Annotated in this window: 26 protein-coding genes; 2 read left to right on the top strand and 24 right to left on the bottom strand. The window is 54.5% G+C overall.

Translation table 11 applies throughout. The features are described from left to right. Window positions 1-123: 123 nt before the first annotated feature. The 3 genes from J7J49_RS14780 to J7J49_RS14770 all read right to left on the bottom strand — a co-directional run bounded on the left by J7J49_RS14780 (window position 124) and on the right by J7J49_RS14770 (window position 2671). Window positions 124-735 (bottom strand): superoxide dismutase, encoded by a 612-nt coding sequence (locus J7J49_RS14780; RefSeq protein ID WP_064233163.1) that lies wholly within the window; start codon window positions 733-735, stop codon window positions 124-126. 217 nt (window positions 736-952) lie between these two features. Then, a complete protein-coding gene (locus J7J49_RS14775; RefSeq protein ID WP_215093617.1) occupies window positions 953-1879 on the bottom strand; it encodes an electron transfer flavoprotein subunit alpha/FixB family protein in 927 nt (308 codons plus the stop codon). A 42-nt stretch (window positions 1880-1921) separates the two neighbouring features. Beyond that, entirely contained in the window at window positions 1922-2671 is a 750-nt protein-coding gene (locus tag J7J49_RS14770; protein ID WP_133730513.1) for an electron transfer flavoprotein subunit beta/FixA family protein, read from the bottom strand. 492 nt (window positions 2672-3163) lie between these two features. Here J7J49_RS14770 and J7J49_RS14765 point away from each other — a divergent pair, with 492 nt between their 5' ends. After that, window positions 3164-4828, top strand: coding sequence for an electron transfer flavoprotein-ubiquinone oxidoreductase (locus J7J49_RS14765; RefSeq protein ID WP_215093615.1), 1665 nt, complete (start codon window positions 3164-3166; stop codon window positions 4826-4828). A gap of 69 nt (window positions 4829-4897) precedes the next feature. Here J7J49_RS14765 and J7J49_RS14760 read toward each other — a convergent pair whose 3' ends face one another. The 18 genes from J7J49_RS14760 to J7J49_RS14675 form a co-directional block, all read right to left on the bottom strand. Further along, a complete protein-coding gene (locus tag J7J49_RS14760) occupies window positions 4898-7099 on the bottom strand; it encodes a putative bifunctional diguanylate cyclase/phosphodiesterase (protein ID WP_251048317.1) in 2202 nt (733 codons plus the stop codon). A 109-nt stretch (window positions 7100-7208) separates the two neighbouring features. Continuing rightward, entirely contained in the window at window positions 7209-7646 is a 438-nt protein-coding gene (locus J7J49_RS14755) for a type 2 periplasmic-binding domain-containing protein (RefSeq protein WP_251048316.1), read from the bottom strand. An 11-nt stretch (window positions 7647-7657) separates the two neighbouring features. Further along, on the bottom strand, window positions 7658-8887 hold the full coding sequence (locus tag J7J49_RS14750; RefSeq protein WP_215093608.1) for a porin: 1230 nt from the start codon (window positions 8885-8887) through the stop codon (window positions 7658-7660). Between the two features lie 160 nt (window positions 8888-9047). Further along, window positions 9048-11258, bottom strand: coding sequence for an ATP-dependent helicase (locus J7J49_RS14745; RefSeq protein ID WP_215093606.1), 2211 nt, complete (start codon window positions 11256-11258; stop codon window positions 9048-9050). After that, a complete protein-coding gene (locus J7J49_RS14740; RefSeq protein ID WP_215093604.1) occupies window positions 11255-11827 on the bottom strand; it encodes a DUF1285 domain-containing protein in 573 nt (190 codons plus the stop codon). Before J7J49_RS14740 ends, J7J49_RS14745 begins: the two co-directional genes overlap by 4 nt. A gap of 38 nt (window positions 11828-11865) precedes the next feature. Beyond that, window positions 11866-12696 (bottom strand): TatD family hydrolase, encoded by an 831-nt coding sequence (locus tag J7J49_RS14735; protein WP_215093602.1) that lies wholly within the window; start codon window positions 12694-12696, stop codon window positions 11866-11868. Between the two features lie 45 nt (window positions 12697-12741). Continuing rightward, window positions 12742-13077, bottom strand: coding sequence for a PilZ domain-containing protein (locus J7J49_RS14730; RefSeq protein WP_215093600.1), 336 nt, complete (start codon window positions 13075-13077; stop codon window positions 12742-12744). 36 nt (window positions 13078-13113) lie between these two features. Continuing rightward, window positions 13114-14100 (bottom strand): DNA polymerase III subunit delta', encoded by a 987-nt coding sequence (locus J7J49_RS14725; RefSeq protein WP_215093598.1) that lies wholly within the window; start codon window positions 14098-14100, stop codon window positions 13114-13116. Beyond that, on the bottom strand, window positions 14091-14744 hold the full coding sequence (gene tmk / locus J7J49_RS14720) for a dTMP kinase (RefSeq protein ID WP_215093596.1): 654 nt from the start codon (window positions 14742-14744) through the stop codon (window positions 14091-14093). The genes J7J49_RS14725 and tmk overlap by 10 nt, the downstream gene beginning before the upstream one ends. Before the next feature lie 34 nt (window positions 14745-14778). Continuing rightward, window positions 14779-15786 carry an endolytic transglycosylase MltG gene (gene mltG / locus J7J49_RS14715; RefSeq protein WP_064236598.1) on the bottom strand — a complete coding sequence of 336 codons (1008 nt, stop codon included), beginning with the start codon at window positions 15784-15786 and terminating at the stop codon, window positions 14779-14781. Window positions 15787-15863: 77 nt separating this feature from the next. Next, window positions 15864-16661 carry an aminodeoxychorismate lyase gene (gene pabC, locus J7J49_RS14710; RefSeq protein ID WP_064236597.1) on the bottom strand — a complete coding sequence of 266 codons (798 nt, stop codon included), beginning with the start codon at window positions 16659-16661 and terminating at the stop codon, window positions 15864-15866. A gap of 53 nt (window positions 16662-16714) precedes the next feature. Continuing rightward, a complete protein-coding gene (gene fabF / locus J7J49_RS14705; protein WP_215093594.1) occupies window positions 16715-17953 on the bottom strand; it encodes a beta-ketoacyl-ACP synthase II in 1239 nt (412 codons plus the stop codon). Window positions 17954-18145: 192 nt separating this feature from the next. Continuing rightward, on the bottom strand, window positions 18146-18379 hold the full coding sequence (gene acpP, locus J7J49_RS14700) for an acyl carrier protein (protein WP_008956801.1): 234 nt from the start codon (window positions 18377-18379) through the stop codon (window positions 18146-18148). Window positions 18380-18503: 124 nt separating this feature from the next. Continuing rightward, window positions 18504-19247 (bottom strand): 3-oxoacyl-ACP reductase FabG, encoded by a 744-nt coding sequence (fabG, locus tag J7J49_RS14695; RefSeq protein ID WP_215093592.1) that lies wholly within the window; start codon window positions 19245-19247, stop codon window positions 18504-18506. A gap of 57 nt (window positions 19248-19304) precedes the next feature. Then, window positions 19305-20264, bottom strand: coding sequence for an ACP S-malonyltransferase (gene fabD, locus J7J49_RS14690; protein WP_064236594.1), 960 nt, complete (start codon window positions 20262-20264; stop codon window positions 19305-19307). Window positions 20265-20376: 112 nt separating this feature from the next. Continuing rightward, a complete protein-coding gene (gene plsX, locus J7J49_RS14685; RefSeq protein ID WP_215093590.1) occupies window positions 20377-21426 on the bottom strand; it encodes a phosphate acyltransferase PlsX in 1050 nt (349 codons plus the stop codon). A 43-nt stretch (window positions 21427-21469) separates the two neighbouring features. After that, window positions 21470-21640, bottom strand: a complete 171-nt coding sequence (rpmF, locus tag J7J49_RS14680; RefSeq protein ID WP_007114757.1) for a 50S ribosomal protein L32 — start codon at window positions 21638-21640, stop codon at window positions 21470-21472. A 35-nt stretch (window positions 21641-21675) separates the two neighbouring features. Continuing rightward, a complete protein-coding gene (locus J7J49_RS14675; protein WP_064236592.1) occupies window positions 21676-22206 on the bottom strand; it encodes a YceD family protein in 531 nt (176 codons plus the stop codon). Window positions 22207-22493: 287 nt separating this feature from the next. Between J7J49_RS14675 and J7J49_RS14670 the strand changes: the two genes are divergently transcribed. After that, entirely contained in the window at window positions 22494-23069 is a 576-nt protein-coding gene (locus J7J49_RS14670) for a Maf family protein (protein WP_215093705.1), read from the top strand. A 12-nt stretch (window positions 23070-23081) separates the two neighbouring features. On the opposite strand, the gene sppA is transcribed toward J7J49_RS14670, so the two are convergent. The 3 genes from sppA to J7J49_RS14655 form a co-directional block, all read right to left on the bottom strand. Continuing rightward, entirely contained in the window at window positions 23082-24245 is a 1164-nt protein-coding gene (gene sppA / locus J7J49_RS14665; RefSeq protein ID WP_215093588.1) for a signal peptide peptidase SppA, read from the bottom strand. A 9-nt stretch (window positions 24246-24254) separates the two neighbouring features. Continuing rightward, entirely contained in the window at window positions 24255-24899 is a 645-nt protein-coding gene (locus tag J7J49_RS14660) for an HAD family hydrolase (protein WP_215093586.1), read from the bottom strand. Between the two features lie 68 nt (window positions 24900-24967). Then, window positions 24968-25921 carry an RluA family pseudouridine synthase gene (locus J7J49_RS14655; RefSeq protein ID WP_215093584.1) on the bottom strand — a complete coding sequence of 318 codons (954 nt, stop codon included), beginning with the start codon at window positions 25919-25921 and terminating at the stop codon, window positions 24968-24970. Window positions 25922-26483: the final 562 nt, after the last annotated feature.

Here is a 26483-nt window from a genome sequence, read left to right as displayed (position 1 = left end):
ATCCACAGGTTATTGACAGCTAATGCCCCGCATTATCCCCGGCAATAAAAAAACCGCCCACTAAAAAGTGGACGGTTTTTTCACAGCGCCGCAAAGCAGCGCGGCTAGCGGGTCATAGCAATATTAGCTAATCGCTGCTTGGTAACGACGCTCAACGTCTTCCCAGTTCACCACGTTAAAGAACGCAGCAATATAGTCAGGACGCTTGTTTTGATACTTCAGGTAGTAGGCATGTTCCCAAACATCCAGACCCAGCAGCGGCGTGTTGCCGTGCATGAGCGGGCTGTCTTGATTCAGGGTATTTTCTACCACCAATTTCTTTTCAGGAGTAACGGATAGCCATGCCCAACCGCTACCGAAACGACCAACAGCCGCTTTTTTGAACTCTTCTTTAAAAGTTTCCAGACCGCCCAATTCAGCGTCGATGGCTTTCGCCACATCGCCTTGGGGGTTGCCACCACCGTTTGGCGACATCATCTGCCAAAACATGGAGTGGTTAGCGTGGCCGCCACCGTTGTTGATAACGGCTTGGCGCTTGGCTTCTGGAACGCGATCCAGATTAGCGACCAGCTCTTCAACGGGTACATCTTCAAGGCCTGTGCCTTCCAGCGTGGCGTTCAGGTTATTGATGTAGGTTTGATGGTGACGAGAGTGGTGAATTTCCATCGTCATCGCATCGATATTCGGTTCGAGAGCGTCATATGCGTACGGCAGTTCGGGTAATGTATGCGCCATATCATCATCTCCTTGAGTGGCTTTCGTTGCTTTCACTTACTTATATGCGGTCAGCCCGCAGCTTTTTCAACCACCGAGGTGGTTTTTCTTACTCGTGTTCTTTTCTTACTCTTTGCCCCAGTACTTTAGTCAACTATTATCAGTTTACCTAATAGACCAGGCTCAAAAAAGCCGACTTCTGGCGAAGCCGGCTTTTAGGACTTAGCTGCTCGACCACTTACAGCTTGCTCTCAAGCTCCGGCAGTATCTCAAATAGATCGCCGACCAGGCCGTAATCAGCCACCTGGAAGATCGGTGCTTCATCGTCTTTGTTGATCGCAACAATGACCTTGGAGTCTTTCATACCCGCCAGGTGCTGGATGGCACCGGAGATACCCACGGCGATATACAGATCCGGGGCGACGATCTTACCGGTCTGGCCGACCTGCATATCGTTGGGCACAAAGCCTGCGTCCACCGCGGCGCGAGAAGCACCAATGGCGGCCCCCAGCTTGTCGGCAATGCCGTCGAGCAGCTTGAAGTTTTCGCCGTTGCCCATCCCGCGACCACCGGAGATGACCACCTTGGCGCCGCCCAGCTCGGGGCGATCCGAGGCCGCCAGCTCTTCTTTAACAAAGCTGGACTGGCTGTTTTCAACCACTGCATCGACGGCTTCAACGGGGGCACTGTTACCCTCGTCCACCGCGTCAAAGCCGGTGGAACGAATGGTAATGACTTTTAACGCGTCATCGCTTTTCACCGTCGCAATGGCGTTACCCGCGTAAATCGGGCGCTTGAAAGTATCGGCGCTATCCACGGCGATAACATCCGACAGTTGGCTAACGTTTTTTAATGCTGCTAGCCGCGGCAGCACGTTTTTGCCAGTGGTAGAGGCACTAGCGAGTACGTGGGTGTAATCACCCGCCAGTTCGACCAGCAGCGCGCCCATGGGCTCGGCCAGTTGATGGGCGTAAACGGCGTTATCGGCGACGCGCACTTTACTCACGCCGTCTAACTTAGCGGCAGCGTCAGCCGCGGCCTGAACACCTTCACCGGCAACCAGAACGTCAATATCACCGCCGATTTGTTGGGCGGCCGCAATTACGTGGGCCGTCGCACCAGCCAGTTGGCCTTCGTGTAAATCAGCAAGTACCAGAATACTCATGGAATTAACTCCTTTCAAAGCGCTTGTATCAAAGTACTTGTCTTAAAGAACTTTGGCTTCGTTTTTGAGCTTGTCGATCAGCTCGTCTACCGAGGCGACTTTAACGCCGCCCTTACGCTCCGCGGGTGACTCGACTTTTAGCAGGCTCACCTTGGAGGCCACCTCGACGCCGTAGTCGGCGGGGGTTTTGACATCCAGGGGCTTTTTCTTGGCTTTCATAATATCGGGGAGCTTGGCGTAGCGCGGCTCATTCAAACGCAGGTCGGTGGTGACAATCGCCGGCAGCGTCAGGGCGATGGTCTGCAGACCGCCATCGATTTCACGGGTGACGTTGACTTTGTCCCCATCGACCGCAACCTCTGAAGCAAAGGTGCCCTGGGGCAGGCCAGTGAGGGCCGCCAGCATCTGGCCGGTCTGGTTGTTGTCGGTGTCGATGGCCTGCTTGCCAAGAACGACCAGGCCGGGCTGCTCTTCTTCGACCACTTTAGCCAATAGTTTGGCGACGGCCAGGGATTCGGCGCGCTCATCGGTTTCGATATGAATGGCACGATCCGCGCCCAACGCCAGCGCGGTGCGGAGCTGCTCTTGGGCGGCCTTGGGGCCAACGGTGACCGCGACCACTTCTGTAGCAACGCCTTTCTCTTTTAGGCGCACAGCTTCTTCCACGGCAATTTCGCAGAACGGGTTCATGGCCATTTTGACGTTGGTAAGGTCGACGTCCGAGTGATCCGCTTTAACGCGGATTTTGACGTTGTAGTCGATGACGCGTTTAACCGCGACGAGTACTTTCATAGGTTCCTCGCTTGGCTTGTCGTAAAGCCGTTACCCTGAGACGGCACCCGCCCAGCGGATACCCCTTAAATTAAGACGTGTGATGAAGACTGGCAGACCACTTCTCAACAGCGACCACCTGCCCCATCACAGCTGCTACCAACACGAACGGTGGCGCGTTTAAATTCAGCACATTAAATTCAATCAAGCGTTTGATAGACACGCAATTGAAAAACCTTACCAATTTGCCATAGCCTACCTCAAAGCGACAACACCTGATGCCTTATCAACCACTACGGCCTTAGTCGTAACTGAACGCTGATTAGCGAAGCATACAGCCAATAAATGCCTCTTTCACCATCGTCGGCGTGACCTGACACAGGTATTATGCCTATCATGGCATATAACCAGAAGCAAACGACCGTTTTAAATTAAGGCCGATCTTTTATAAGCTAGTGCTCATTCGCTAGCACGTATAAATAATGGCACTTAAAGAGAATAAGGAGAAACCGGGTGGAAACTGTTGAACGCGATATAATGGACTTTGATGTTGTCATTGTCGGTGCGGGCCCATCCGGGCTTTCCGCCGCATGCCGCCTAATGCAGCAAGCCAACGAAGCTGAGCAAGAGCTTACCGTCTGCGTAGTTGAAAAAGGCTCAGAAGTGGGCGCACATATATTGTCAGGGGCGGTATTTGAACCCCGCGCCCTGGCAGAGCTGTTCCCAGACTGGGAGGAGCGCGGCGCACCGCTCAATACGCCGGCGATTCGCGACGATGTTTTTTTGCTCAAAGACGCCGAAAAAGCGCAGAAAGTGCCCAACGCAGTAGTGCCTAAAAGCATGCACAACACCGGCGGCGACCTTACCCGCTATGTGATCAGTGCAGGCAACCTGTGCCGTTGGTTAGCCGAACAGGCCGAAGCCCTCGGCGTTGAGATCTTTCCAGGCTTTGCCGCTCAGGACGTTATTATTGAAGATAACGCCGTGCGCGGCATTCTGATTGGCGATATGGGCGTCGCCGCGGATGGCACTCCCAAAGATGGCCATATGCCGGGCATGGAGCTGCGCGCCAAGTACACGCTGTTTGCTGAAGGTGCGCGCGGTCATTTGGGCAAACGCTTAATTAAAGACTTCTCACTCGATGAAGGTCGCGACCCGCAACACTACGGTATCGGCCTTAAAGAACTGTGGGATGTGCCTGCCGACAAGCATGAACCTGGGCTTGTGTTGCACGGCTCTGGCTGGCCATTAGATAAAAATACCCATGGCGGCTGGTTTCTTTACCATGCGGAAAACCAGCAGGTCGTCGTGGGCTTGATTATGGATCTGGGCTACCAGAACCCATGGCTCTCGCCCTTCGACGAGTTCCAGCGCATGAAGCATCATCCAGTACTTAGCCAGTACCTGGAGGGTGGCAAGCGCGTGGCTTACGGCGCCCGGGCGATTACCAAAGGAGGCTTGAACAGCCTGCCTAAAATGACCTTACCAGGCGGGCTATTGATTGGTTGCGATGCAGGCACCCTCAACTTCTCCAAGATTAAAGGTCTGCACACCGCAATGAAGTCAGGCTTGGTCGCGGCAGAGAGCGTATTTGAGGCGATCAAAGCTGGCGATGAGGGCGCGCAGGAGCTAACGAGCTTTACCCAGAAGTGGCAAGCAAGTTGGGCCTATCAGGAGCTTAAAGAGAGCGCCAGCTTCGGTCCCGCAATCCATAAATATGGCACTGTGGGCGGTGGAGCATATAACTTTGCCCACCAGTTGCTGGGCAACAAGCTGCCTAACGTCCACGACACTACTACCGACCACGGCGCCCTTAAGCCTGCGGCCGAGTTTGAAAAGATTAATTACCCCAAACCGGACGGCAAGCTTTCTTTCGACAAGCCTACCTCGGTATTTCTATCAAACACCAACCATGAAGAGGATCAACCGTGCCACCTACGCTTGGATGATCCTGAGCTGCCGATCCGCGAAAACCTGCCCGAATACGCCGAACCGGCACAGCGCTACTGCCCAGCAGGCGTCTATGAAATAGTTGAGGATAGCGCGGGACAGCCACGCTTTCAGATCAACTTCCAGAACTGCGTGCACTGCAAAACCTGCGATATTAAAGACCCGGCGCAGAATATTACCTGGGTAGCGCCAGAAGGCGGCGGCGGCCCCAACTACCCCAATATGTAAAAAAGTAGGTTTAAATCTGTCGTCACTGCTTGCCCTGTCGTCGCTGCACAAGGGGTAAGCAGTGTTTTGCTAGCGATTCGTCTTCTCCTGGTAACTCTCCTCTGCTGATAACGGCCTGTTACTATAAAATCCGTGAAAATGAAAACTGGAGTGACTGCGAATAAAACGTGTCGGCTCACGGGGGTCGATCCCTTTCGCAAACACCTGGAGGCTGAGACGCTTACCCAGCTCAATGACTGATGCAGATAGTTGTTGATCATGGTTAGAGCCTGATAAACGCTTAAGTAAAGATGAGCTGACTTTTAATGTATCTACCGGCAAAACGTTTAAATCCGATAAAGAGGAATACCCGGTACCAAAATCATCAACCACTATCTTAACGCCCATTTTTTTAAGCTCTGCAAAGATAATCGCGGTACGTTTAACATCCTGCAGCAGCATGCTCTCAGTAATTTCCAACTCAAGCAGCCTAGGATTCATGCCGGTAGTCGTTAATGCGTCGCTGATGCTCTTAACAAAACTATTGTCATAAAATTGTAGTGCAGAAATCTTGACAGCCATCGTTAGGGTGGGAAACCCTTCTTGTTGCCACAGCATGTTTTGCCTACAGGCATTTTCGAGCACCCATTGACCGATATGCATCGCTATACCACTCTCTTCAGCGAGGCTCATAAATTGCGCTGGTTCAAGCAGTCCTAGCGTTGGATGCTGCCAACGAAGTAGTGCCTCCATGCCAAGCGTGTTGCCTACCTCGATGTCATGCTTTGACTGAAAGAACAACCTAAACTCTTGGCCCGCAAGCGCACGGTGCAAGCCAGACTCCAACGTTAAGCGCACATCCATTTCTGCACTTAGTTCGTCGGTATAGAACTGGACATTGTTTTTGCCCAGTTGCTTCGCCTGATACATCGCCATATCAGCACTTTTCATCAATGTTTGTTCGTCAAGCCCATCAACCGGGTATAACGAGACACCAATGCTGACCGAGATAGGGCACTCCTGCCCCGCTAGCGTAAAGGGATCTCTAACAGCAGAGAGGATTTTTTGGGCAATGGGCTCAATCTGGTCTCGTCGGCTGACCTTACTCAAGAGAATTACAAATTCGTCACCTCCTAGCCGAGCGACAACGTCACTTTCACGCACCGATGTAGTCAGACGCCTAGCCACTTCTTGTAAAAGGTGATCACCGGCATCGTGACCCAAGGTATCATTGATTAACTTAAAACGGTCAAGGTCTAAGAAAAGCAGAGCGAAGGATTCGCCATGGCGGTCGCCAAGCTTTACAGCCTGGGTAATTAAGTAGCTCAAAAAAGCACGATTAGGCAAATTAGTTAGCGTGTCATGGAAAGCCAAGTGCTCAACCTGCTGGGCATGCACTACACGCTCGTCCATTACCCGCTGCCGCTCCCGCTGAAGTTGCCAACTCATGCGCCCAAGTATCGCCAGAATGATGAGCAGTAGAGCGCTTGTCCACGCGGCCCGCTGCCAGTACTTTTGCACTAGCAATTGAGCCTCGGCCAACTGCTCCTGGGCCGAAAGCCCTACGACGATTGATAGTGGAAAATCATAGAGTTTGCGTACCAGGGTGTAGCGCTCTACACCCTGCCAGTGGGTCAGAAAGGGGACACTAACGGCATCCAGCGTACTACTTTGCCAAGCCGCTAACGCCATCAACTCGCCTGAATCAATAGACTCCCCGATCCGCCTGACGCGAACGATTCCACCCTCGCCGACCAGCGCCAGCAGACCCTGCTGGCCCAAAGAACGAGCCTCATAACTACTCACAAAATAATTGGCATCAATAGCAATAACGACCCAGCCCGAGCCTATCTCTTGCGTTGGCGCTAGCCCAAGCATCAGTGGCCTGGTAAAGGTAAGCTGCTTCTCTTGATCAGTCTGAACCTCACCTACAACTAAGTAATCGCCCTCCTGCGGGGCTTGCAAAGGAGGCGTCAAACGCAACCCCAGTAGCCCTGAATCAGTCGATTCAACGACCATGCCCTGGGCATCGACAAGACTGATGGTAAATAGTAGTGCAGGTGGCAATAAGCGCTGTTCATTTAATGCTTTGAGTACGTTCGCGTGACCAGTATTATTGGCGGTAAATCGAACTAATTTTAATGCCGTATCGATTTCCCTGAGCGCTCTTACAACGCGTGCTTCATAGGTATCTGTAATGTCACCCACAGACAGCTCTGCCTGACGTTCAATGGCCACGCGCTCTTTATTAACTAAAAAGTAAGTACTTCCCCATACAACCAACAGCATCATAAAAGCCACTATGCTAAATAGCACCAGTGGCTCTACAAGATGATGGGGCCATCGCTTAATAAAAGCTTTGGTTGAGCCGAGCCGGTTAGGACTTCGCTGATCATTGAGACTACTCAATTGTCACCACTCTCAAACGCTCATCGAGAAAAGCAGGGTCTATATAACCCAGTGCTTTTGTATCACTGACCAGCCGCTCTACCACAGCACGGCTATTAGCGAGCGCTTGGGGCGGCTGCCCCCGTCCGGTAAATATCTGCCTGGCCCAGTGCGCCTTGATCTGCGCGGGGGTTTGTCCCGTAAAGTAAGTGTAAAACTCGCTTCTCGCTGCCGTGCCTTCAGGCTGATCCAAGGGCACCACCATCATCCCATTGGCTATCTGCGTGCGGCGCCCTAAATAAATATCCCTTAAATCACTGCTTGTGAGGCGAGTAAAAGGCGCGTCCGCTGATACCACCACCAACACTTCGGCTAGAGCGAGGGTACAATTCAGGCTCAGCATTGCCCCAAACAAGAGGCTGATTCCAGGCGCAATAAGACGTCTAACCATTGTCACTCTCCTTAAAACACAAAGTCGAGCGCAAGGCTGAACAAGTTAATCCGTCCACCTGGGGTAAACTCGGGCTGCTGATTAATCAGCCCCCCGGATGACCCTGAACGCATATCGATATGATCATATTGGGCTGTAAGGGCCATACCTGGCCTGAAATCCCAGCGAGCCCCAAGCGTAATACTGTCTTGCTGCATCCCGCTGGATAGAATCTCATTTAATACACCATTAAGAAGCTGCGCCCCTTCTGCATAAGGCGATGGGTAGAGGGCAGTATTCAATCCCGGCTCTGAGGTGCTACTGGTGATTTTTGCCCGCGCCACCCCCACATAGGGTGTCCATTCGGCGATACGATAGCCGAAAGTCATGTAGGCTCCTTCACTTTTGCCTAACAGAGACGGCGACGAAAAGTGAGCCCACTCTCCCATCACAAACCATGAACCGGGGTCATAACCAGCCCCTAAACTCATCAGACGCGTGCGTTTACCATCAACTTCATAGCGATTTGCAAGCGCTTCGCCGGGCAGACCAAAGAGACGGTAAATATCGAAGAACTGTGTGAGCTCATCAACGCTGACTTTCAGTTCGCCGTAGCTGGCAAACAGAGTGGTATTGCCCCAGTGAGTGCGGTGAGACACGCCCCATGAATCGCTCGCGTCGATACTTCCGGCTTGATAATCAGCGCTGCCTCCCCCAAAATTCACCTGCAGTTCATTGGTGACACTGCCGCTATGATATCGATAGCGCACATCAACACCATCGAAATTAGCCACAGGGATTAAACGATAAACTTCTTGTGGCGGCCTGGCCCACGGAGTGGCGTAATTAACCTTACGGTGCTCAGAGGCCATAAAAGAGCTCTGCACCATACGCCCAACTCGCAGGCTAAGATCAGGGCTAACATCGTATTGCACATTCGCCCATTCAATATCAGGCGCAAATGAGCCGTCATACCGCTTTTCGCTGATCACCTGAACAACAGTGGAGAGCTGAGGCGTCATACGCAGCGTTGCTTGAAGACCTAAGCGGCTATCAACTTCAGCACTCCAGTCGCCACTATACCCAGCACCTTCTGAGGCAAAGGGGTCGCCAACGAAGTCAGCGTTCCGCTCGTCAGAATGAACAACGCCCAGCGTGCCGAAACCATTAAACTCCAGGTCAGGCAAAGTGCTATCGGCCAGCAAGGCGCCGCTTTGTAAGACGATCAAAATGACGCAGAGCCAGGTGGCTTGCCTTACCATGCCCGTTCCCTATTTCATAAGTTATATGCTATGAGCTGCGGCGTATTAGCTCGGTAGGCGTGAGGGTATTAAATCGGCAGGGCCATGCTAAGTCAAACCGCTCTAAAGCTTAATTTAGCGGCAAGTGTAAAAGAGTGTGTCTTGGCGATAAATCAACTACTTACCCAACAAGCGTTGAGCCATTTTCCAACACTTCAATGGGCGCCCGGCGGGCAATAAGACGCCTTCTGCCCGCCTGATCAAAGCGCACATCAATCACGGGGTCGCTGGCACTTCCTTCTACTGCGGCCACTTCACCTTCACCAAATACCGCATGAAGAAGGCGTTGGCCGGGGTAAAATTGAGCATCCCCCGTATAACCTACCTTGGCTTCTTCAACCTGCGCCGGGGCAAGCACAATATCGTCGCGCCCAAGACTCGCCAGATAGCGCTCCACCAGCCCCAGCGAAGACACCTGTAGCTCAGCCACTGGTGGGCTGTCAGCAGCCAGGCAGGAAGCAACGCGCATGCTATCCTGCCAGGCGCTTTCGGCGATAAAACGGCTAGGACGGTGCACGCCGCCGTCATGCAGCACCAGCAGCTGCTCTTGGGCGCGGGTGATGGCCACATAGAAAAGCCGACGCTCCTCCTCCAAACGCTCGTCGCTAAGTGGGTTATCGCGGCTATAATGGGGAAAATCTTCCTCGTTGACCCCTGCCACCGCTACCAGTGGCCACTCAAGCCCTTTGGCACCGTGCACGGTACTGATCAGGACGCCGCCCGCCTGGCTCTCTACTGGGCGTTCCAATAGCTCGATAAAAGCGTCGGGATCCTGCACGCTTTGCGCTTGCTCAATCAGCACGTCGAGTAAGCGCACATCCTCTTCGCCTTTATCCCGTCGCGCCGCCGCTCGCTTCAGCGTCTTTTCAGCATCGATACTTTCCACCACGTGACGTAATAGCTTGGCGGGTGGCCATGCACTTAGTTGCGGTAGCTCGCAAAGCAGAACCCAACGCTTTTTCAGCGTGCGGCGCTGAATCGGCTTTAACGCCGTCAACATGGGATCGTGGCGCTCGGGCCACTGTTGAGTAGACGCCAACTGATAGGCGAGCCGCTGCAGTCGCTCACGGGCAACGAAGGGGGTCGGCTGGGAAAGCAGCAGGAGCAGCTGTTGCGGATCTCGCAGCAGATCCGGCCGACGCGACAGCTTTAAATAGCCCGCCAAAGCCTGCACCAGCGGCAAGCGAAAGACGAAGCGATCCTCGCGCTGAAGCCGAAACGGGATGCCTGCCTGTAGCAGAGCCAGTTGAAATGGCACCGAGAGTGCCCAGCTACGCACCAACAGGCTGACCTCGTTAAACGCTCGCCCCTTGGCCTGCCAATCCATTAACGCATTGAGTAGTAAGCGGGTGCCCTGCCCCACCGAAACACGCGTTTCGGGGTTATTGACCGCTGCTAAACAGAGCTGATTGGGACGCCGCTGGTTAGCGGCGATGGCGTGATTAGCGGCAAGCGCTAAGGCGTGGCCGTGGCGAAAGGTGGTCGATAGTGGATAGTCGGTAGCACTGCCAAAGGTGGCAGTAAAATTTTCCAGCATGGTGTCGGGTTTGGCGCCACGCCACTCATAAATACATTGGTTGGCATCGCCCACCGCCATTACCTCGGCGGTGCTGCCCACCAGCACGGATAAAAGCCGCTGCTGCGCAGCATTAATATCCTGATACTCGTCGATAATGACATGATCGAGAAAGCCCTCCACGCGACCGCGCAGACCACTATCTCCTTCTAACACCAACAGCGGGCGATAGAGTAGATCGGCATAGGTCATCACTCCTTCGGCTGCTAGTAGCCGCTCTCCCTCTACAAAGGCTGCAGGGAAATAGTCCGTGTCGGGGTCTAAATTGAGCCGCTCATAGAGCGCTTCCGGGGTCATCATCTCTGCCTTTACTAAGCCACAGAAGTGGGCCAGGGTTTCCAGACGATCCCCTTCCAGGGCAGCATCGCGGCGTTCAACCGCGTCACGCAGCACATTGAGACTCGCTTGGCGAAGCAGTCTTTCCAATTGCCAATCAGCGGACAATAGCTGGCGTGGCGCCAGCGCGCCCCATCGACATAAGCTTTGGGTTAACCGGTGGCCCAGGGAGTGAAAAGTGCGCACATCCGGTAGTGCCTGCCCAGCAGGGGCCATTGCGGCTAATCGATTTTGGAAATCATCCTTTGCGGAGCGGTTAAACATCAGCACCAGGATACGCTTTGGCGGCACCCCGCTAGCCAGTAGATGCAGCACCCGGGCAGCCATGGTGGTAGTTTTACCGGCCCCGGCCACTGCCGCCACCCGGGCGTGCCCAGCTTGGTGATTAACCACAGCTTGCTGTTCAGCGGTTAACTTCACGGCGCCTCGCCTGATGGCTCTTCGTCGAGTCTACCCAGCGCAAACCACTGCCCGGTGCTCATCAGTCCAATCTCGCTGGTGCCATTGCCTAAATCACGGGTTTCGGCGGCCTCCACCAGCTGGTAATAGACATTACGATGAAGGCGCGCAGCCAGGCCAAAACGTACCGGCAGTTGCGGCACCGCTTCCCCTTGCGGCGTTAACGTAACCGAGAGCGGATGGTCGGCATCTAAACGAACAACATCGTCAAACTGCGTGGTAAACCACCAGGCATTATCACGAAAGTCGGCTTCTACCGCGACCAGCGGCAGGTCTTCGACCTTTATCCGCCAGCGTTCCACCGGCGTTACCAGGCAGTAACCCTCGTCATCAAGTCGCAGCAGCGTTGCCAATAGGCGCGCCACTTTGGGGCGGCCAAACGGCTGGCCTTCGTGCGACCAGCTACCGTCTGCGTGAATAAAGATATTCATATCGCCAGAGAGCGCTGGGTGCCACTCATCGAGCGGTGGAATAGCACTAGCGCGCTCCTCGTCTCCGCTACCTTGCTGGAGCAATCGATCAATATTCATATCGCCCACCTCGCTTATGCGTATTCAAGGCGTATTCGCTATAAAAGCCCAGCGTTTGCCAGCCCCTGTTTAACGTGCTCCGGGGCATCCGGCGCGGCGGCACGAAACAGCTGATAAAAGTTGGCAGTGGTTTGCATGGCAACTTCATCAACGCTAATACCCCGTTGTGTAGCAATGCACTCTGCCACTTCCACTACCCAGGCAGGCTCGTTTGGCTTGCCGCGATAAGGCACCGGCGCAAGATAGGGGCTGTCGGTCTCTATCAGCAGACGATCTAGCGGCAGTTGGCCGGCCAAATCACGCAGCGAAGCGGCATTGCGAAAGGTAATGATGCCCGACAGCGAAATATAAAATCCCAGCCTTACCGCCTCACGGGCCATCGCCAAGTCTTCAGTAAAACAGTGTAATACACCGCCCACGCGAGGGTCGCTGTATTCACGTAATAGGGCGAGTGTTTCTTCTTTGGCTTCGCGGGTATGAATGATTACCGGGAGCCCCAGCTCTTGCGCCGCGATCAAATGCCGCCTGAAGCGCTCATGCTGAATCTCTACAGGTACACTGTCGCGGTAGTGGTAATCCAAGCCGGTTTCGCCAATCGCTACGGCGCCATACTGTTCAGCGGCCTCTTTAATATCCGCAACACTAGGTTCGTGCTCAACGCTATATAAAGGGTGTAACCCAGCGGAGATCGCCACATCGTGATGGGCACGGGCAATGGCCGCCAACTGCGGCATATCCTCTAACGTCACCGACACAGCAAGAAATTGGCTGACGTGAGCAGCACGAGCGGCGGCCAGGGTGGCGGCGATATCGCCGCCATGGGTCTGGTCGGATAAACGGTCTAAGTGACAGTGTGAATCAACAAACATGCAGGTCTCGACAACGAGTGGGCTATAAGCGTCTTATAGTCTGATTTAAAGCGTAAACGACTGGGCTGCTTTATCCAATTGACCGGCAAGCAGCGTCTCGATGCGGTCACGCACAGGGTAATCCTGCTGACTGAAGTGCAGGCCAATGCCTGGCATACGGCGGCCACTCACCCCCTCCGGCGATACCCACACCACCTGACCGGTGACTGAAAGGCGTTCGCTTTCACCCGGTAACGTGAGCAGTAAAAATACTTGCTGACCAAGGGCATAATGGGTCTGAGTGGGTACAAACATACCCCCATGATCCAGAAAAGGCATGTACGCGGAAAGCAGTGTCGGCACATCTGGAACAGTAAGAGAGAGCGCTTTCTGAGCTGCCATGACGACCTCGCTGCAAACAAACGATAAAAGAAGCCGCTATGAGCGTAGCAGCGCCGCCCAGCGTACCAACCAAGCTTCAAGCACTAACTGCGGATTGGGGTTGGCCCCCACCGCCAATAACCGCCGCTGCTCGCGGGCATAATCCAGCAGGCGAAACCAATCCTGCACCCGACCATTTTTAACCGCCTGACGATAGAGGGGCTCAAGATCAGGGTTATGCAACACCTCTGCTTCACCAGACAAACCCAGCCTAATCAGGTCTTCCAGCCAAGCGATACCGTACCATAAGATGGCATCAATCGCCTGACGATCCAGGCGTGCCGCCTCTGAAACGGGCTCGGCGCCGCGCACTAACTGTTCAAAACTGTCGTGAATCTGGTGGCGCAATGCGCGTTCTTCCGGTACGGCCAGCTCCACCGCAAGCAGCGGCAGACCACCCGCCACCTGCCACCAGAAGTAGGCATCGTCAGCGCTGCCCAGCTGCTCGATTAACCAGCCGCGACACGCCTCAAAGGCAACGCTAGGCAGTGACCACTGCTGGCAGCGGGAGCGGATCGTCGCCAGCATCCGCGAGGGCACGTCTGAAAGCAGAATAAACAGCGTTTTCTCACCGGGCTCCTCAAGGCTTTTGAGTAGCGCATTGGCGGCGGCAACGTTCATTGCTTCGGCGGGTGAAATCACAATCACCCGGTAACCGCCCTGCTGAGCCGTTTGCGAAACAAAGCGGTTAACCTCGCGAATCGGGTCAATGCGGATTTGGCGCTTACCCTCTTCAGGCGAGACCCGCAGCAGATCCGGGTGATAGCCCGATGCCAGCATCGCGCAGCTATGGCAGTGGCCGCAGGCTTGGTCTACAGGCGAAGCGCATAGCGTTCGCGCAATTAACGCCTCCGCCAACTGCTGCTTACCAACGCCGTGGGCGCCATGAATTAACAGCGCATGGGGCATACGCCCACTATCAGCCAAGCGGGTCAAATGCTGCCACGTGGTTTGATGCCACGGCATTACGCCGGTTAGCGCCATGCAGTAACCTTCGTTAATAGGACTTGTCGGATTTGGCTTTGTACCTTATCCAGGGAGTGCTGTGCATCGATCACCGCAAAGCGCTCCGGCGCTTCTTCCGCTCGCGCCAAGTAGCCATCCCGCACCGCCTGGAAAAAGTCAGCCTGCTCCTGCTCAAAACGATCCCGCTGCTCGTGGCGATCACGCAGGCGCGACTCTAAGCGCTGTCTTGCAGCCTCTTTGGGCATATCGAGCAGTAGCGTTAAATCGGGCGACAGCCCCTGCTGAACAAAATCTTCCAGCACAGCGATACGCTCTTTGGCAATGCCTCTACCACCGCCCTGATAGGCAAAGGTGGCATCGGTAAAGCGATCGCAGACGACCCACGCCCCTCTTGCCAAGGCGGGGAGTATTTTTTCCGCCAAATGCTGTGCCCGCGCGGCGAACATTAGCAGCAGCTCAGCGTCGACATGCAACGGCTCTTGGGGCGCAGGATCCAGCAGCAGTGCGCGAATAGCTTCGCCACGCGCGGTACCGCCTGGTTCGCGGGTGCGCACTACTTCCAACCCCTCGGCTTCCAAACACTCGGCGACAAAGCCCACGTTGGTGGATTTACCCACGCCTTCGCCGCCTTCCAGCGTAATGAAGCGTCCACGCTTACTCATCATGCTCCCTTAATGTGGTGATCAGTCATAGCGATTATCGGTTGCGGATATAGCGATTAACGGCATTGTTATGCTCCCGCAGCGTACGCGAGAAGTGGTGCGTACCATCCCCACGGGAAACGAAATAGAGCGTCTCGCCAGGCAATGGATTCACCGCTGCCTCTAGGGAGGCGCGCCCCGGCATGGCAATCGGCGTGGGCGGTATTCCGTCAATTACATAGGTGTTATACGGCGTGGCCTCGCGGATATCGGCGCGGGTAATCCGCCCTTCATAACGCTCACCCATACCGTAAATAATCGTCGGGTCGGTTTGCAGGCGCATGCCCTGCTCCATGCGACGCTTGAACACGCCAGCAATTTCGCGCCGTTCTTCGGGCGCACCGGTTTCCCGCTCGATTAACGAGGCCATAATCAGCGCTTCGTAGGGAGTCTCAATGGTTAGGTCGTCCGCGCGCTCTTCCCAAACTTCTGCAAGGATTCGCTCCATCCGCTCCAATGATTGGCGCAGGATATCAACATCGCTCATGCCCAAGTGGTACCGATAGGTATCGGGAAAGAACCAGCCTTCTGGGAAGGTATCTTCTCGGTCAAGGAGCGTCATTACCTCGGCGTCGCTCAACTCCGCGGTGCGATGGTCAAGCTTCGGCGCGGCATTGAGCAACTCGCGCATCTGCTGAAAAGACCACCCCTCAGGAATCGTCAGCGAGTAGGTGACCACCTTATTGCTGCCTAACAATGCCATCATTTCCAGACCGCTCATAGCCGGCAACAGCTGATACTCGCCGGTACGCAGCCTTGGCACGCGCTCCGGCTCGACCCGCGCTAGCAAGCGAAACGCCCAGGCATCTTCCAGCACGCCCTGGTCTTCCAATTGGGCCACAACCTGATTAAAGCCTGCGCCAGACGGCACTTGGTAAAGCATTGGCTCATCAAGCGCTAGCGGTGCCTCTAATCGGCTCTGCCAATAGAAATAACCGCCTGCTGCAGCTGCAGCCCCAACTACCACTAACACCAATAAAGCGGTTAATAACCGTTTCACCATGACACCTCTAAGAAAATTACCGGGCGATATCCAAACGAGCGATAGCCAAACAAACGATATCTAAAAAACACTGGCGTTTAAGCAACACCCAATAGCTGATGTGCCAAGCGTTGGAACGGGTCAGGCTGATCTAAGGGCCAACGCTGCAACAGAGAGCCATCCGCTGCAAGTAGCTTAGTCACTGGCCATACACCCTGGACAGAGTTTGCCACCCATAACCGTTCGACATCAGCCAGTTGATGAAGCGAAAGCGTAGCTTGAACGACGCCACCTTGTTCAAGCAGTGCAGCACGCAGCGTTCCCGCCACACCGCACTGGTCAAGCGTTGGGGTTAGTACCTGCCCCGCCTGATGCCAAAAAATGTTCATACTGGTGGCTTCTACGACAAGATCTTCACTATCGGCCAGCACACCTTCGGCAATAGCGGCATCGTTCCACTCTTGACGGGCCAATACGTTTTCCAGTCGATTTAGATGCTTGATACCTGCAAGCCGGGGCTGACGGGCAAGCCGCAAATCGCAAATCCGTATCGTCACTCCCGACTGCCAGCGCTCAACTGACGGTTGAAACGGCGTTCGACGACTAAGCAGACGCGGCACCATTTGTTCCGGCTGGGCATAGCCACGCCCACCACTGCCACGGGTCAGTATTAGCTTTAGCACTTCGAACTCAGCTCTGGGGTCGCCCTGCCACGTGGCATCAAGCGCCTCCTGGCTGGGTAGCGGTATTCCCAGTCGATCACAGCCCTCCGTCAGTCGCGCCATATGGTAGCGCCACAGCACGGGCGCGCCAGCATACAGCAGTACTGTTTCAAATAGACCGTCACCATACGCCAGCCCACGATCATCAAACGGCACATAGTGTTCGTCAGACATAGTATTCGTCAAACATAGCATTCGTCAGATAACGCGGGCGGAAGCATCGTCAACTACACCTTTTTAAACAGCAGCGAGCCGTTAGTGCCACCAAAACCGAAGGAGTTCGATAGCGCCATATCAATACGCATATCACGCGCTGTATGAGGCACGTAATCCAGGTTGCAGCCTTCCTGAGGGTTATCCAGGTTAATCGTGGGAGGGGCGACTTGATCACGAATAGCGAGGATACAAAATACCGCTTCTACAGCGCCAGCTGCACCCAAAAGGTGGCCTATCATCGATTTGGTGGAGCTCACTGCGACGTTAGCCGCGGCATCGCCTAAGACATTTTCAATAGCGCGGCTCTCCGCCAAATCCCCCGCAGCCGTCGATGTGCCATGCGCATTTATGTAATGCACTTTAGAAACATCTATCTGGGCGTCTTTGATCGCATTACGCATAGACAGCGCAGCACCACGCCCATCTTCCGGCGGTGACGTCATGTGATAAGCATCATCGCTCATACCAAAGCCCACCAGCTCGGCGTAGATATTGGCTCCCCGCGCCTTGGCGTGTTCATACTCTTCAAGCACCAGCACACCCGCACCGTCGGATAGCACAAAGCCATCGCGATCAGTGTCCCAAGGTCGGCTTGCCGCTTCCGGATCATCATTACGAGTTGAAAGTGCACGAGCAGCCGAAAAGCCACCCAGGCCCAGCGGTGTAGTGGCCATTTCAGCCCCTCCGCAAATCATCACGTCCGCATCACCATAGGCAATGGTGCGCGCACTGTAACCAATATTGTGGGTACCCGTTGTGCAAGCGGTGGTAATGGCGATATTGGGGCCTCTGAAGCCGTGCTGGATCGCCATATTGCCGGAGATCATATTGATAATGGAGCCCGGCACGAAGAATGGCGACACCTTGCGAGCACCGCCTTTGTTCAGCGCATTGTGGTTATGCTCAATCATGGGTAGGCCACCAATGCCTGAGCCGATAGCCACACCGATACGGTCAGCATTCTCTTCGGTACACTCAATACCCGAATCTTCTACCGCCTGGGCACCCGCTGCCATCCCGTACTGAATAAACAGATCCATCTTGCGGGCATCTTTAGGATTCAGATACGGGCTAATATCAAAGTTCTTAATCGAACCACCAAAGCGAGTGTTAAAACCGCTGGTGTCAAAATGCTCAATAGGCGTAATACCGCTTTTACCGGCCACAATGTTGGCCCACGACTCAACCACGCTATTACCCACTGGGGTCACCAGGCCTAACCCAGTTACCACTACCCTTTTCCGTGCCATCAGCTTTCCTCCAGGCATCCATGGTGACGCGACCCACTTGGGTCATTTGCTGCTTAAATTTGGTCAACAGTATAACGGAGATTGAACGTTATAAGCATTGTGGCTGCAAAGCAAAAAAGCCGCCCTAGGAAAGGACGGCTCTTAAGGCGGGTGGCTAGCACCCCACCCTGGTTCGATGCATCGACGCAGCCCTTACTGGTGGGCGTTCACGTAATCGATGGCTTCTTGAACCGTGGTGATCTTCTCAGCTTCTTCATCAGGAATTTCAGTGTCGAATTCCTCTTCCAAAGCCATTACCAGCTCAACGGTGTCGAGCGAATCAGCACCCAAGTCTTCTGTAAAAGAAGAACTGTTTTGGATGTCTTCTTCTTTAACGTTCAGGCGCTCTGCTACAACTTTCTTAACGCGCTCTTCAATAGTACTCATTAACGTACTCCAGTCGTTCACATTAGCCGTTTTTGATAACCAGCTATTTGGAAACCGCAAGCCAAAAGCTGCGGGGTAGTTTATAGACGCCCTTGGACAGACGCAACCGCCAAGCCCAAGGCCATCAACGCATATTCATGCCGCCATTGACGTGAAGTGTCTCACCAGTGATATAACCGGCTGCATCACTGGTCAGAAAACCTACCGCTGCGGCGATCTCTTCCGGTGCCCCTAAACGGGCCAGCGGAATTTGCTTAAGCAACATCTCGTGCTGTGCTTCAGGCAGTGCTTCGGTCATGTCAGTAGCGATAAAGCCCGGTGCCACCGCGTTTACCGTAATCGCACGCGAAGAGACCTCACGTGCCAAAGCGCGGCTAAAACCTTCCATACCTGCTTTAGCTGCAGCATAGTTAGTTTGGCCCAGGTTACCCATGGTTGCCACAACAGAACTAATTGACACAATACGCCCAAAACGCGCCTTGGTCATACCCCGCAAACACGCCTTGCTCACACGATAGACAGATTTCAAGTTGGTATCCATAACGGAGTCCCACTCATCTTCTTTCATGCGCATCAGTAAATTATCGCGGGTGATGCCAGCGTTGTTGACCAAAATAGTCGGCGCACCAAAGCGTTCAGTAATGGTTTTCAACACGCTATCAATGCTGGCCTGGTCGGTCACATTAAGGCATAAACCAGCCCCTTGAACACCGTGCTCTTTCAAATCGGCACTAATTTTTTCAGCACCTGACTCGCTGGTCGCCGTACCGATGACAATACGGCCTTGGCGACCTAGCTCACGGGCAATGGCCTGCCCAATACCGCGACTCGCCCCTGTTACCAGGGCAACTCTACTCTCTTGCGTCATAACGTTCTGCCTCTAACCGTGTAATCAAGCCAGGATAGCGAAATAAGCACCCTTTGGTTACGCCTTGTCAGCCAACGTTTCACGCGCCAGCTCAAGCGCCGCCTCCAGGCTGTCAGGATCATTCACCGCCAAACCCTTGCTACCCTTCACGATACGCTTATTCAGGCCAGTCAACACCTTTCCTGGCCCGCACTCAATAAATACCTCCACACCTTTATCCGCTATGGCTTCAACACAGGCGCTCCAGCGCACCGGCTGATAGAGCTGTTCGATTAGGCGAGTGCTTAACGTCGCGGTGTCGGCATGGGCTTGCGCATCGACATTTTGGATCACCGTGTAGCGTGGCGCTCGCAGCTCAATGCTTTGCATAGCCTCTGCCAGCCGCTCGGCCGCAGGGCGCATTAGCGCGCAGTGCGAGGGCACGGAAACCGGCAATGCCATGGCGCGCCGGGCACCTGCCTCTTGGCAAGCAATAATGGCTCGTTCAACAGCCACTTTAGAGCCAGCTATCACCACTTGACCTGGGGAATTATAGTTGACCGCTGAAACAACGTCGCCCTGGGCGGCCTTTTCACAGGCGGCTTCAACCGCATCATCTGCTAAACCCAAGATCGCCGCCATGCCACCTTCACCCGCGGGAACCGCCGCCTGCATGGCTTCTCCACGTAGACGCACTAGGTTGACACCTTCGGCAAAGCTCATGACGCCAGCGCACACCATAGCACTGTATTCGCCCAGGCTATGACCTGCCATAACAGTCGGCCGCGGCCCTTCTAACTCTTGCCACACGCGCCAAATAGCGACGCTTGCAGAGAGCAGGGCAGGCTGAGTGCAGGCGGTTGCATTAAGTGATTCCTCGGGGCCTTCTTGGACAACTTTCCACAAATCGTAGCCCAAAGCATCCGACGCTTCCTCAAATGTCGTTCCCACCACACTGTAGCGTTCGGCAAGCTCTCGCAGCATTCCAAGCTGCTGAGAGCCTTGCCCGGGAAAAATGAGGGCAAGGGGTTGAGACATGTCGTTCACCTTTGCTCTTGTAGGCATTTGCTCATATGAGCGATAGGCGAGATTATTGGCACATCCTGATGCCACCTATAAACCCGCAAAAAATTAGCTATTTATTATCTAGTCACAACTGGCGTGCGCCATCACTTTCACTTGATAACGCCCGCCAGCGGCCTGCGATCCGCGCAGGTAAATTATGCTCTACTTCCTGTAGGGCGCGCCGAATCGCGTAGTAAAATCCATCCGCATGAGCACTGCCGTGGCTTTTCACTACGATACCTCGCAGCCCTAACAAGCTCGCCCCGTTATACCGCACAGGGTCAAGCTCTTGCTTCAAGCGCCTTAACACAGGCTTGGCCAGTAGACTTGCTAAACGACCACTTAGGCGCGATTCAAATGCCATCTGCACGCGTTCAACCAACATACTCGTCAAGCCTTCGCTCGCCTTGAGGACAGCGTTGCCCACAAAGCCATCACACACCACCACATCAAGCTCGCCTGTAAATAGGTCGCCACCCTCAGCATAGCCCTGATAGTCAAAAGCACTATCACTAACCTGCTCACGCAGCAGACGGTCAGCTTCACGTACGCTAACGCTCCCCTTGGTGGCTTCTGCGCCAACATTGAGTAACGCAATACGCGGCACAGCGGTGCCATCCACACACTGAGCCATCGCCGCACCCATCAGCGCAAAATCGACCAACCGATGGGCGGGAGAGTCCACGTTAGCGCCTAGGTCCAGCAGATAACAGCGGCGCCCTTGGCGTGCTGGAATCGCGGTGCTGATCGCTGGTCGCGAAATCCCCTCGACCATGCCCAGCTCGCGCCTTGCTAAGGCAACAAGCGCTGCTGTATTGCCTGCACTTACGCCGGCAACTGCTTCTCCATCGCCGACACATTGCAGCATGCGCGCCATGCTGGTCGCATGACCTCTGCGCAACGCCCAGGCCGCCGTTGACCCCGGCATCACACTATCAGGCGCATCACGCGCCACCAAACGCGACGTTGCCGCAGCCAGAGGCTGCGGCAAACGCGAAAGCTCAGCAACAATCTGCTGACGCGGGCCAAACAGAATCAGCTCAAGATCGGGGTATTCCACCACCGCCTTTGCAGAGCCTGCGATAATCGCATGAGGGCCTTGGTCACCCCCCATCACATCAATCGCTAAGCGCATACCGCACTGAATCCGTTTAGCCGCTTAGTAGTGCAATTGAGGCTTATACCTCAACCACTTTACGACCACGATAGAAACCGTCTGGAGAAACGTGGTGGCGCAGGTGCGTGGTACCGGTTTCTTTGTCCTGGGACAAGGTCGGAGCGGTCAGCGCATCGTGGCTGCGACGCATGCCGCGCTTGGAACGAGTTTTACGGTTCTGTTGAACTGCCATGGGTGTTTACTCCAAGGTATTAAGGTAAAGGGTGCTTATTTTTTGCCTTTCAAGACATTTAGCACCGCGAAAGGGTTCGTCGCTGGCGTTATTTCTGACGCCGCGCCTTCTGTTTTGCTGACCAGCTGCTCCGCCGAGACATGACATTCGGCTTCATCGTGATAGACCACCTGGGGAAGGCTGAGAATCAACTCATCCTCAACCACCGTCAGAAGATCCAGCTGTTCCTTTTCCACCAGCACCGGTTCATGACTAGCAGGCAACTCGGCCGCTAAGGCTTCATCAGTGACCATTCCAAGCAAAAAGTCACTGCTCACCTCTTGAGGCAGCGGCACCAGGCAGCGTCGGCAGGCAAGCGCCAATGTCGCTTGCAAGTGGCCACGAATTTCACGACGACCTTGAGCGTCGATGCCAAACTCAAGCACGACTTGACAGTCGCCGGTTTGAACACCCGCCTCTTCGGCAAGACGTGGCAGCTTATCAAGCGCCACCAAGCCTTCGATTCGTTCGTGGCGGGCTGCGAGCTTATAAGGCTCCACCCGACTGGGGAGTTGTGAGGTCAACATAGGCGCGCAATGATAGGCACTCCCCCTGCTGGTGTCAAAGCTGTCGGTACATTTTTCATAGCTTCCTCAACAAATAAACAACGTAGACCTTAATAAACAGCCAACATATGCACCTTTAGCAGCTTTCGCTACACTTTACTGCTTTGACGACGCACCAGTGCAACCATGTAGCCAGGAGTTTTACTGTGACCCTACCATCCATGACCGAGCCATCAAGCTTTCAGTCGCCAACTACTCAGTCATTAACTGCTCAGCCATCAACTGCTCACTCCTCAACCACAGAACTGGTGCTAGCCTCAAGCTCACGCTGGCGGCGCGAGTTGCTTGATCGCCTGCAACTCCCTTACCAGTGCCACTCACCCGATATTGATGAAACGCCTCATTCTGGTGAAACACCTCAAGCCCTGGTGCATCGCCTGGCACTCAGTAAAGCCAATGCTGTGTCTGCCCTCTTCCCCCAGCACTGTATTATAGGCTCTGATCAGGTTGCTTTATTTGAAGGTGACATTCTTGGCAAACCACACACAGTAGAAAAAGCCTGCGCTAACCTTGCGCGCTTTTCTGGACAGCGCGTCACCTTTCTGACCGGCTTAGCACTCCTGGATACTCGCCACCAGCGCCATCAAGTGCACGTCGAACCCTTCGAGGTCGTGTTTCGCACTCTTAGCAGGCAAGAGATCGAAAACTATGTCACCAAAGAGCGGCCATTAGATAGCGCTGGCAGCTTTCGAATGGAAGGCCTTGGCATTGCGCTGTTTGAAAAACTGGAAGGCCGCGATCCCAACGCCCTGATTGGGCTACCGCTGATTGCGCTCTGCGAGATGTTGCGCCAAGCAGGTCTTGACCCGCTTGGCGCCCACTAACCAAAAGCCAACCTAGAAGCGCAGTGGGGTGTTGGGCGCACTAACACCCAGCACCTCGGCGACAACCTGGGTAAAACGCCGTGTAAAGCGATCAAACGGATCAAGGCTCGGCGTATAGTCCACCCAGTCAGTGTTACCGACCTGCTCGCGAGACAGCTGTTCAAGGCTACCCAATTGATCGACTAACCCGAGTTCGACACTCTGCTCGCCACTCCAGATTAGCCCTGAGAAAATTTCCGAACTATTGCCGAGTCTCTCCCCACGACCGGCGCGCACGTCGTCAATAAACTGCTCATGGGTTTGATTCAGCACGCTCTGCCAAAATACTTCTGCATCGTCATCCAAGGGCTGGAACGGGTCTAAAAAGGCCTTATTTTCACCCGCAGTGAGCACACGGCGTTCAACGCCAACACGCGCTATCGCCTCTTCAAACCCAAAGCCTGCGTAAATCACACCAATTGAGCCCACCAGACTCACTGGCGAGGCAACAATTTCATCTGCCGCTGCGGCTATGTAATAAGCACCGCTGGCTCCGATATCTTCAATCACCGCGATAATCGGCTTATCGCCCTGTTCGCGTAGGCGCATAATTTCCGCATAGATACGCTGAGACTGCACCGGACTACCGCCAGGACTATTAATGTGCAGTACCACGGCAGCCGCGCTTTCCGCTTCCCAAGCACGGTTTAACCCCTGGATAATGCGCTCAGCGTTGGCTGGTGAATCGCTAGCGATCACACCGTTGACCTCAACAATACCTAAGTGGCGCTGAGTGGGCGCTGTGGCACTCGGCGAATCCCAAAACAGACTATAAAGCGCGGCAAACAACGCGACCAACACAACCGTGAGAAACATCAAGCGGAAAAACAGCTTCCAACGGCGGGTACGTCGCTGCTCGGCTAAGACACCGCCTATCCAGTGATCCATCATTTCTAACTGTGCTAGCCGCTGGCGTTCGCGCAGGGTTTCAGCATCGTCACCTGGCACACCAGATGCCTGCTTAGCTCCCTTACCGGGCGGAACCTCAGCCCCTTCAGTCCAAGGATCTTCCTTTAACTCGCTAGACTGGTCACTATTAACCGGGTCTTTATGGTCAGCGTCGTTACGCCGGTAGCCATCGGCCGGGCCGTCATGACCATCTTGCATACCACCTGGGCGGATTGGATCGTCACTCATAAAATATCCTTATAACCGGTCAAAAAGCTCGTCGACGCTATGGGCAATCCACTTCGGGCGGCTCAATGCCAACCGTTCCGGCGCGTGAACCCCGTAACTGACTCCCACGCGATCCATTCCGATTGCACGGGCCATCTCAAGGTCGTACTCGGTATCGCCGACCATCACCGCCCGCTCTACGGGCACTTCAAGTTCTGCTAACAGTTCAGACAGCATTTGCGGGTGCGGCTTTGAGCGGGTTTCATCCGCAGTACGGCTGGCATGAAACCACCCACCGCTGCCTGTTTCAGCAAAAATGCGATCCAAACCACGGCGACTTTTGCCTGTCGCCACCGCTAAACGCTGCTGCTCACGCCCGCGCAAACGCGCAATTTGTGCTTCTACGCCGCTAAAAAAAGCCATCGGTGTGGCGTCAGCCTGGACAAAATGGTGCGCATAACGCTCGCGAAGCCGCTCAGCCTGGGCAGGCAAAATGCCTGGACAAAGTTGTGCAATCGCCTCAGGTAGCCCCAGGCCAATAATATCTTCCACCTCAGCCGATGAAAGCTCGCCCCACTCTGCTTCCACCGCTGCCGCCTGCATGCAGGACACAATACGCGGCACGGAATCCATTAGGGTGCCGTCCCAATCAAATATAATCAGCTCGTACTGCATGGCAACTCCTTGCTCAAGGACTCGTGGTTGAAGAACCTCTTTATGAAGAACCTCTTTATAATGTCATATCAGCGAAGGGCATTTTGGCGGGCACGCTTAAGCGCCTCTTCTAAGGCCTCTGGCAGCGGCGCTTTGACGGTGACTGGACGTCCATTGCCGGGCTCTGGAAAGGTCAACGCCCGGGCATGCAAGAACAGCCGCCCCAAGCCTAGCTGCTTGGTGAGAAAACCGCTTTCACGAGTAGCGTATTTGTCGTCGCCTAACAGCGCATGGCCCGCATGGGCGGCATGGACGCGAATTTGATGAGTTCGCCCGGTGACCGGCTCAGCCTCTATCAGGGTTACTTTTTCGAAGGTTTCGACCACCGAAAAATGGGTACGCGACACTTTACCATTAGGATCTACCCTTACCCGACGTTCACCATTGCCCGCATCAAAGCGATCCAAACGCGCACTTTCATAGGTTTTACGCGTCGGCCAACGCCCGCTAACCAGCGCCAGATAGCGCTTATCCATGCCGTGTTTTTTCAGCGACTCATTAAGGGTCACCAATGCATCGCGAGATTTGGCCAGCAGTAAACAGCCTGACGTATCCCGATCCAAGCGGTGAACCAGCTCCAGGAAGCTCAGATCATCGCGCACTTGACGCAGCGCTTCTATAAGCCCAATTTTAACCCCGCTGCCGCCATGCACAGCCAAACCAGAGGGCTTGTTAAGCACCATCCAGTCTGGGCCCTCCATAATGACACTACCGACCAACAGGTCGCGCAAATTATCGCTGACTTCCTTAACGGCTTCGCGAGGTGCCAAGCGTAGCGGCGGAACGCGGACTAAATCGCCCGCCTGCAAGCGGTAATCGACCTTTACGCGCTTTTTGTTAACGCGCACTTCTCCTTTACGCACGATGCGATAGATAAGCGCGCGTGGCGCACCCTTAAGACGCGTCATGAGAAAATTATCAATTCGCTGCCCTGCTTGCTCCGGGGCGATATCCACCCACTGCACTTCACGCCCTTCGGACATTACCGCTTACTCCTGCTCTGCTATGACGCTAAAAACGGCATTCTAACGTAGACCAAAGGGCATTGCGTCAATTGCTGGTCGTTGTCTTTACTGTTATATTCCAAGTTGTTCACCAGCTAAGCGCAAAAAGCTTCCTTGTCTAGCGCTAGTGACTAGCTGAATGATAGCTAATTGATTAAATTTGTTAGCAAAGAGCATCACCGCTGAGCTTGGTTAATGCGCCTGCCCGACTAACACGCAGGCCTGAACACAAAACGGCACCAGTGTACGCATTGGCCGTTTTCCAGTATTAAAAATTGATCTTAAAAATGCAGTAACGCTGCCGCCCGTTTTATGCCGGCAGATGAAAGTAAGCCTAGCCCTCAACGGCAGGCAGTAACTAAACAACGCCACGCCCTGAGCAGCCCCTCCTTACTCGTCACAAGGCGCTGGCTGGCTCCGGGCGAAAAGTTCAACGCTGTGCCGGTGGCCGGCGTTGGTGAATCGATGAATGCCAGGTGTTGGCGGTGTCAGCAGGGCCGGATGGACGTGACAGATCCACCGGAACACGTCCTGCCTCCGC

It is taken from the genome of Halomonas sp. ISL-56, assembly GCF_018612805.1.
Classification (GTDB): Bacteria; Pseudomonadota; Gammaproteobacteria; order Pseudomonadales; family Halomonadaceae; genus Vreelandella.
The sequence above is the reverse complement of the archived record's forward strand: the minus strand, read 5'-3'. Positions and strand labels throughout refer to the sequence as shown.

What these genes read in the sequence shown, in the direction of transcription:
- J7J49_RS14780 (WP_064233163.1), bottom strand. Translation starts at nt 735, where the DNA reads ATGGCGCATACATTACCCGAACTGCCGTACGCATATGACGCTCTCGAA.
- J7J49_RS14775 (WP_215093617.1), bottom strand. Translation starts at nt 1,879, where the DNA reads ATGAGTATTCTGGTACTTGCTGATTTACACGAAGGCCAACTGGCTGGT.
- J7J49_RS14770 (WP_133730513.1), bottom strand. Translation starts at nt 2,671, where the DNA reads ATGAAAGTACTCGTCGCGGTTAAACGCGTCATCGACTACAACGTCAAA.
- J7J49_RS14760 (WP_251048317.1), bottom strand. Translation starts at nt 7,099, where the DNA reads ATGATGCTGTTGGTTGTATGGGGAAGTACTTACTTTTTAGTTAATAAA.
- J7J49_RS14755 (WP_251048316.1), bottom strand. Translation starts at nt 7,646, where the DNA reads ATGGTTAGACGTCTTATTGCGCCTGGAATCAGCCTCTTGTTTGGGGCA.
- J7J49_RS14750 (WP_215093608.1), bottom strand. Translation starts at nt 8,887, where the DNA reads ATGGTAAGGCAAGCCACCTGGCTCTGCGTCATTTTGATCGTCTTACAA.
- J7J49_RS14740 (WP_215093604.1), bottom strand. Translation starts at nt 11,827, where the DNA reads ATGAATATTGATCGATTGCTCCAGCAAGGTAGCGGAGACGAGGAGCGC.
- J7J49_RS14735 (WP_215093602.1), bottom strand. Translation starts at nt 12,696, where the DNA reads ATGTTTGTTGATTCACACTGTCACTTAGACCGTTTATCCGACCAGACC.
- J7J49_RS14730 (WP_215093600.1), bottom strand. Translation starts at nt 13,077, where the DNA reads ATGGCAGCTCAGAAAGCGCTCTCTCTTACTGTTCCAGATGTGCCGACA.
- J7J49_RS14725 (WP_215093598.1), bottom strand. Translation starts at nt 14,100, where the DNA reads ATGGCGCTAACCGGCGTAATGCCGTGGCATCAAACCACGTGGCAGCAT.
- tmk (WP_215093596.1), bottom strand. Translation starts at nt 14,744, where the DNA reads ATGAGTAAGCGTGGACGCTTCATTACGCTGGAAGGCGGCGAAGGCGTG.
- mltG (WP_064236598.1), bottom strand. Translation starts at nt 15,786, where the DNA reads ATGGTGAAACGGTTATTAACCGCTTTATTGGTGTTAGTGGTAGTTGGG.
- pabC (WP_064236597.1), bottom strand. Translation starts at nt 16,661, where the DNA reads ATGTCTGACGAACACTATGTGCCGTTTGATGATCGTGGGCTGGCGTAT.
- fabF (WP_215093594.1), bottom strand. Translation starts at nt 17,953, where the DNA reads ATGGCACGGAAAAGGGTAGTGGTAACTGGGTTAGGCCTGGTGACCCCA.
- acpP (WP_008956801.1), bottom strand. Translation starts at nt 18,379, where the DNA reads ATGAGTACTATTGAAGAGCGCGTTAAGAAAGTTGTAGCAGAGCGCCTG.
- fabG (WP_215093592.1), bottom strand. Translation starts at nt 19,247, where the DNA reads ATGACGCAAGAGAGTAGAGTTGCCCTGGTAACAGGGGCGAGTCGCGGT.
- fabD (WP_064236594.1), bottom strand. Translation starts at nt 20,264, where the DNA reads ATGTCTCAACCCCTTGCCCTCATTTTTCCCGGGCAAGGCTCTCAGCAG.
- plsX (WP_215093590.1), bottom strand. Translation starts at nt 21,426, where the DNA reads ATGCGCTTAGCGATTGATGTGATGGGGGGTGACCAAGGCCCTCATGCG.
- rpmF (WP_007114757.1), bottom strand. Translation starts at nt 21,640, where the DNA reads ATGGCAGTTCAACAGAACCGTAAAACTCGTTCCAAGCGCGGCATGCGT.
- J7J49_RS14675 (WP_064236592.1), bottom strand. Translation starts at nt 22,206, where the DNA reads ATGTTGACCTCACAACTCCCCAGTCGGGTGGAGCCTTATAAGCTCGCA.
- sppA (WP_215093588.1), bottom strand. Translation starts at nt 24,245, where the DNA reads ATGAGTGACGATCCAATCCGCCCAGGTGGTATGCAAGATGGTCATGAC.
- J7J49_RS14660 (WP_215093586.1), bottom strand. Translation starts at nt 24,899, where the DNA reads ATGCAGTACGAGCTGATTATATTTGATTGGGACGGCACCCTAATGGAT.
- J7J49_RS14655 (WP_215093584.1), bottom strand. Translation starts at nt 25,921, where the DNA reads ATGTCCGAAGGGCGTGAAGTGCAGTGGGTGGATATCGCCCCGGAGCAA.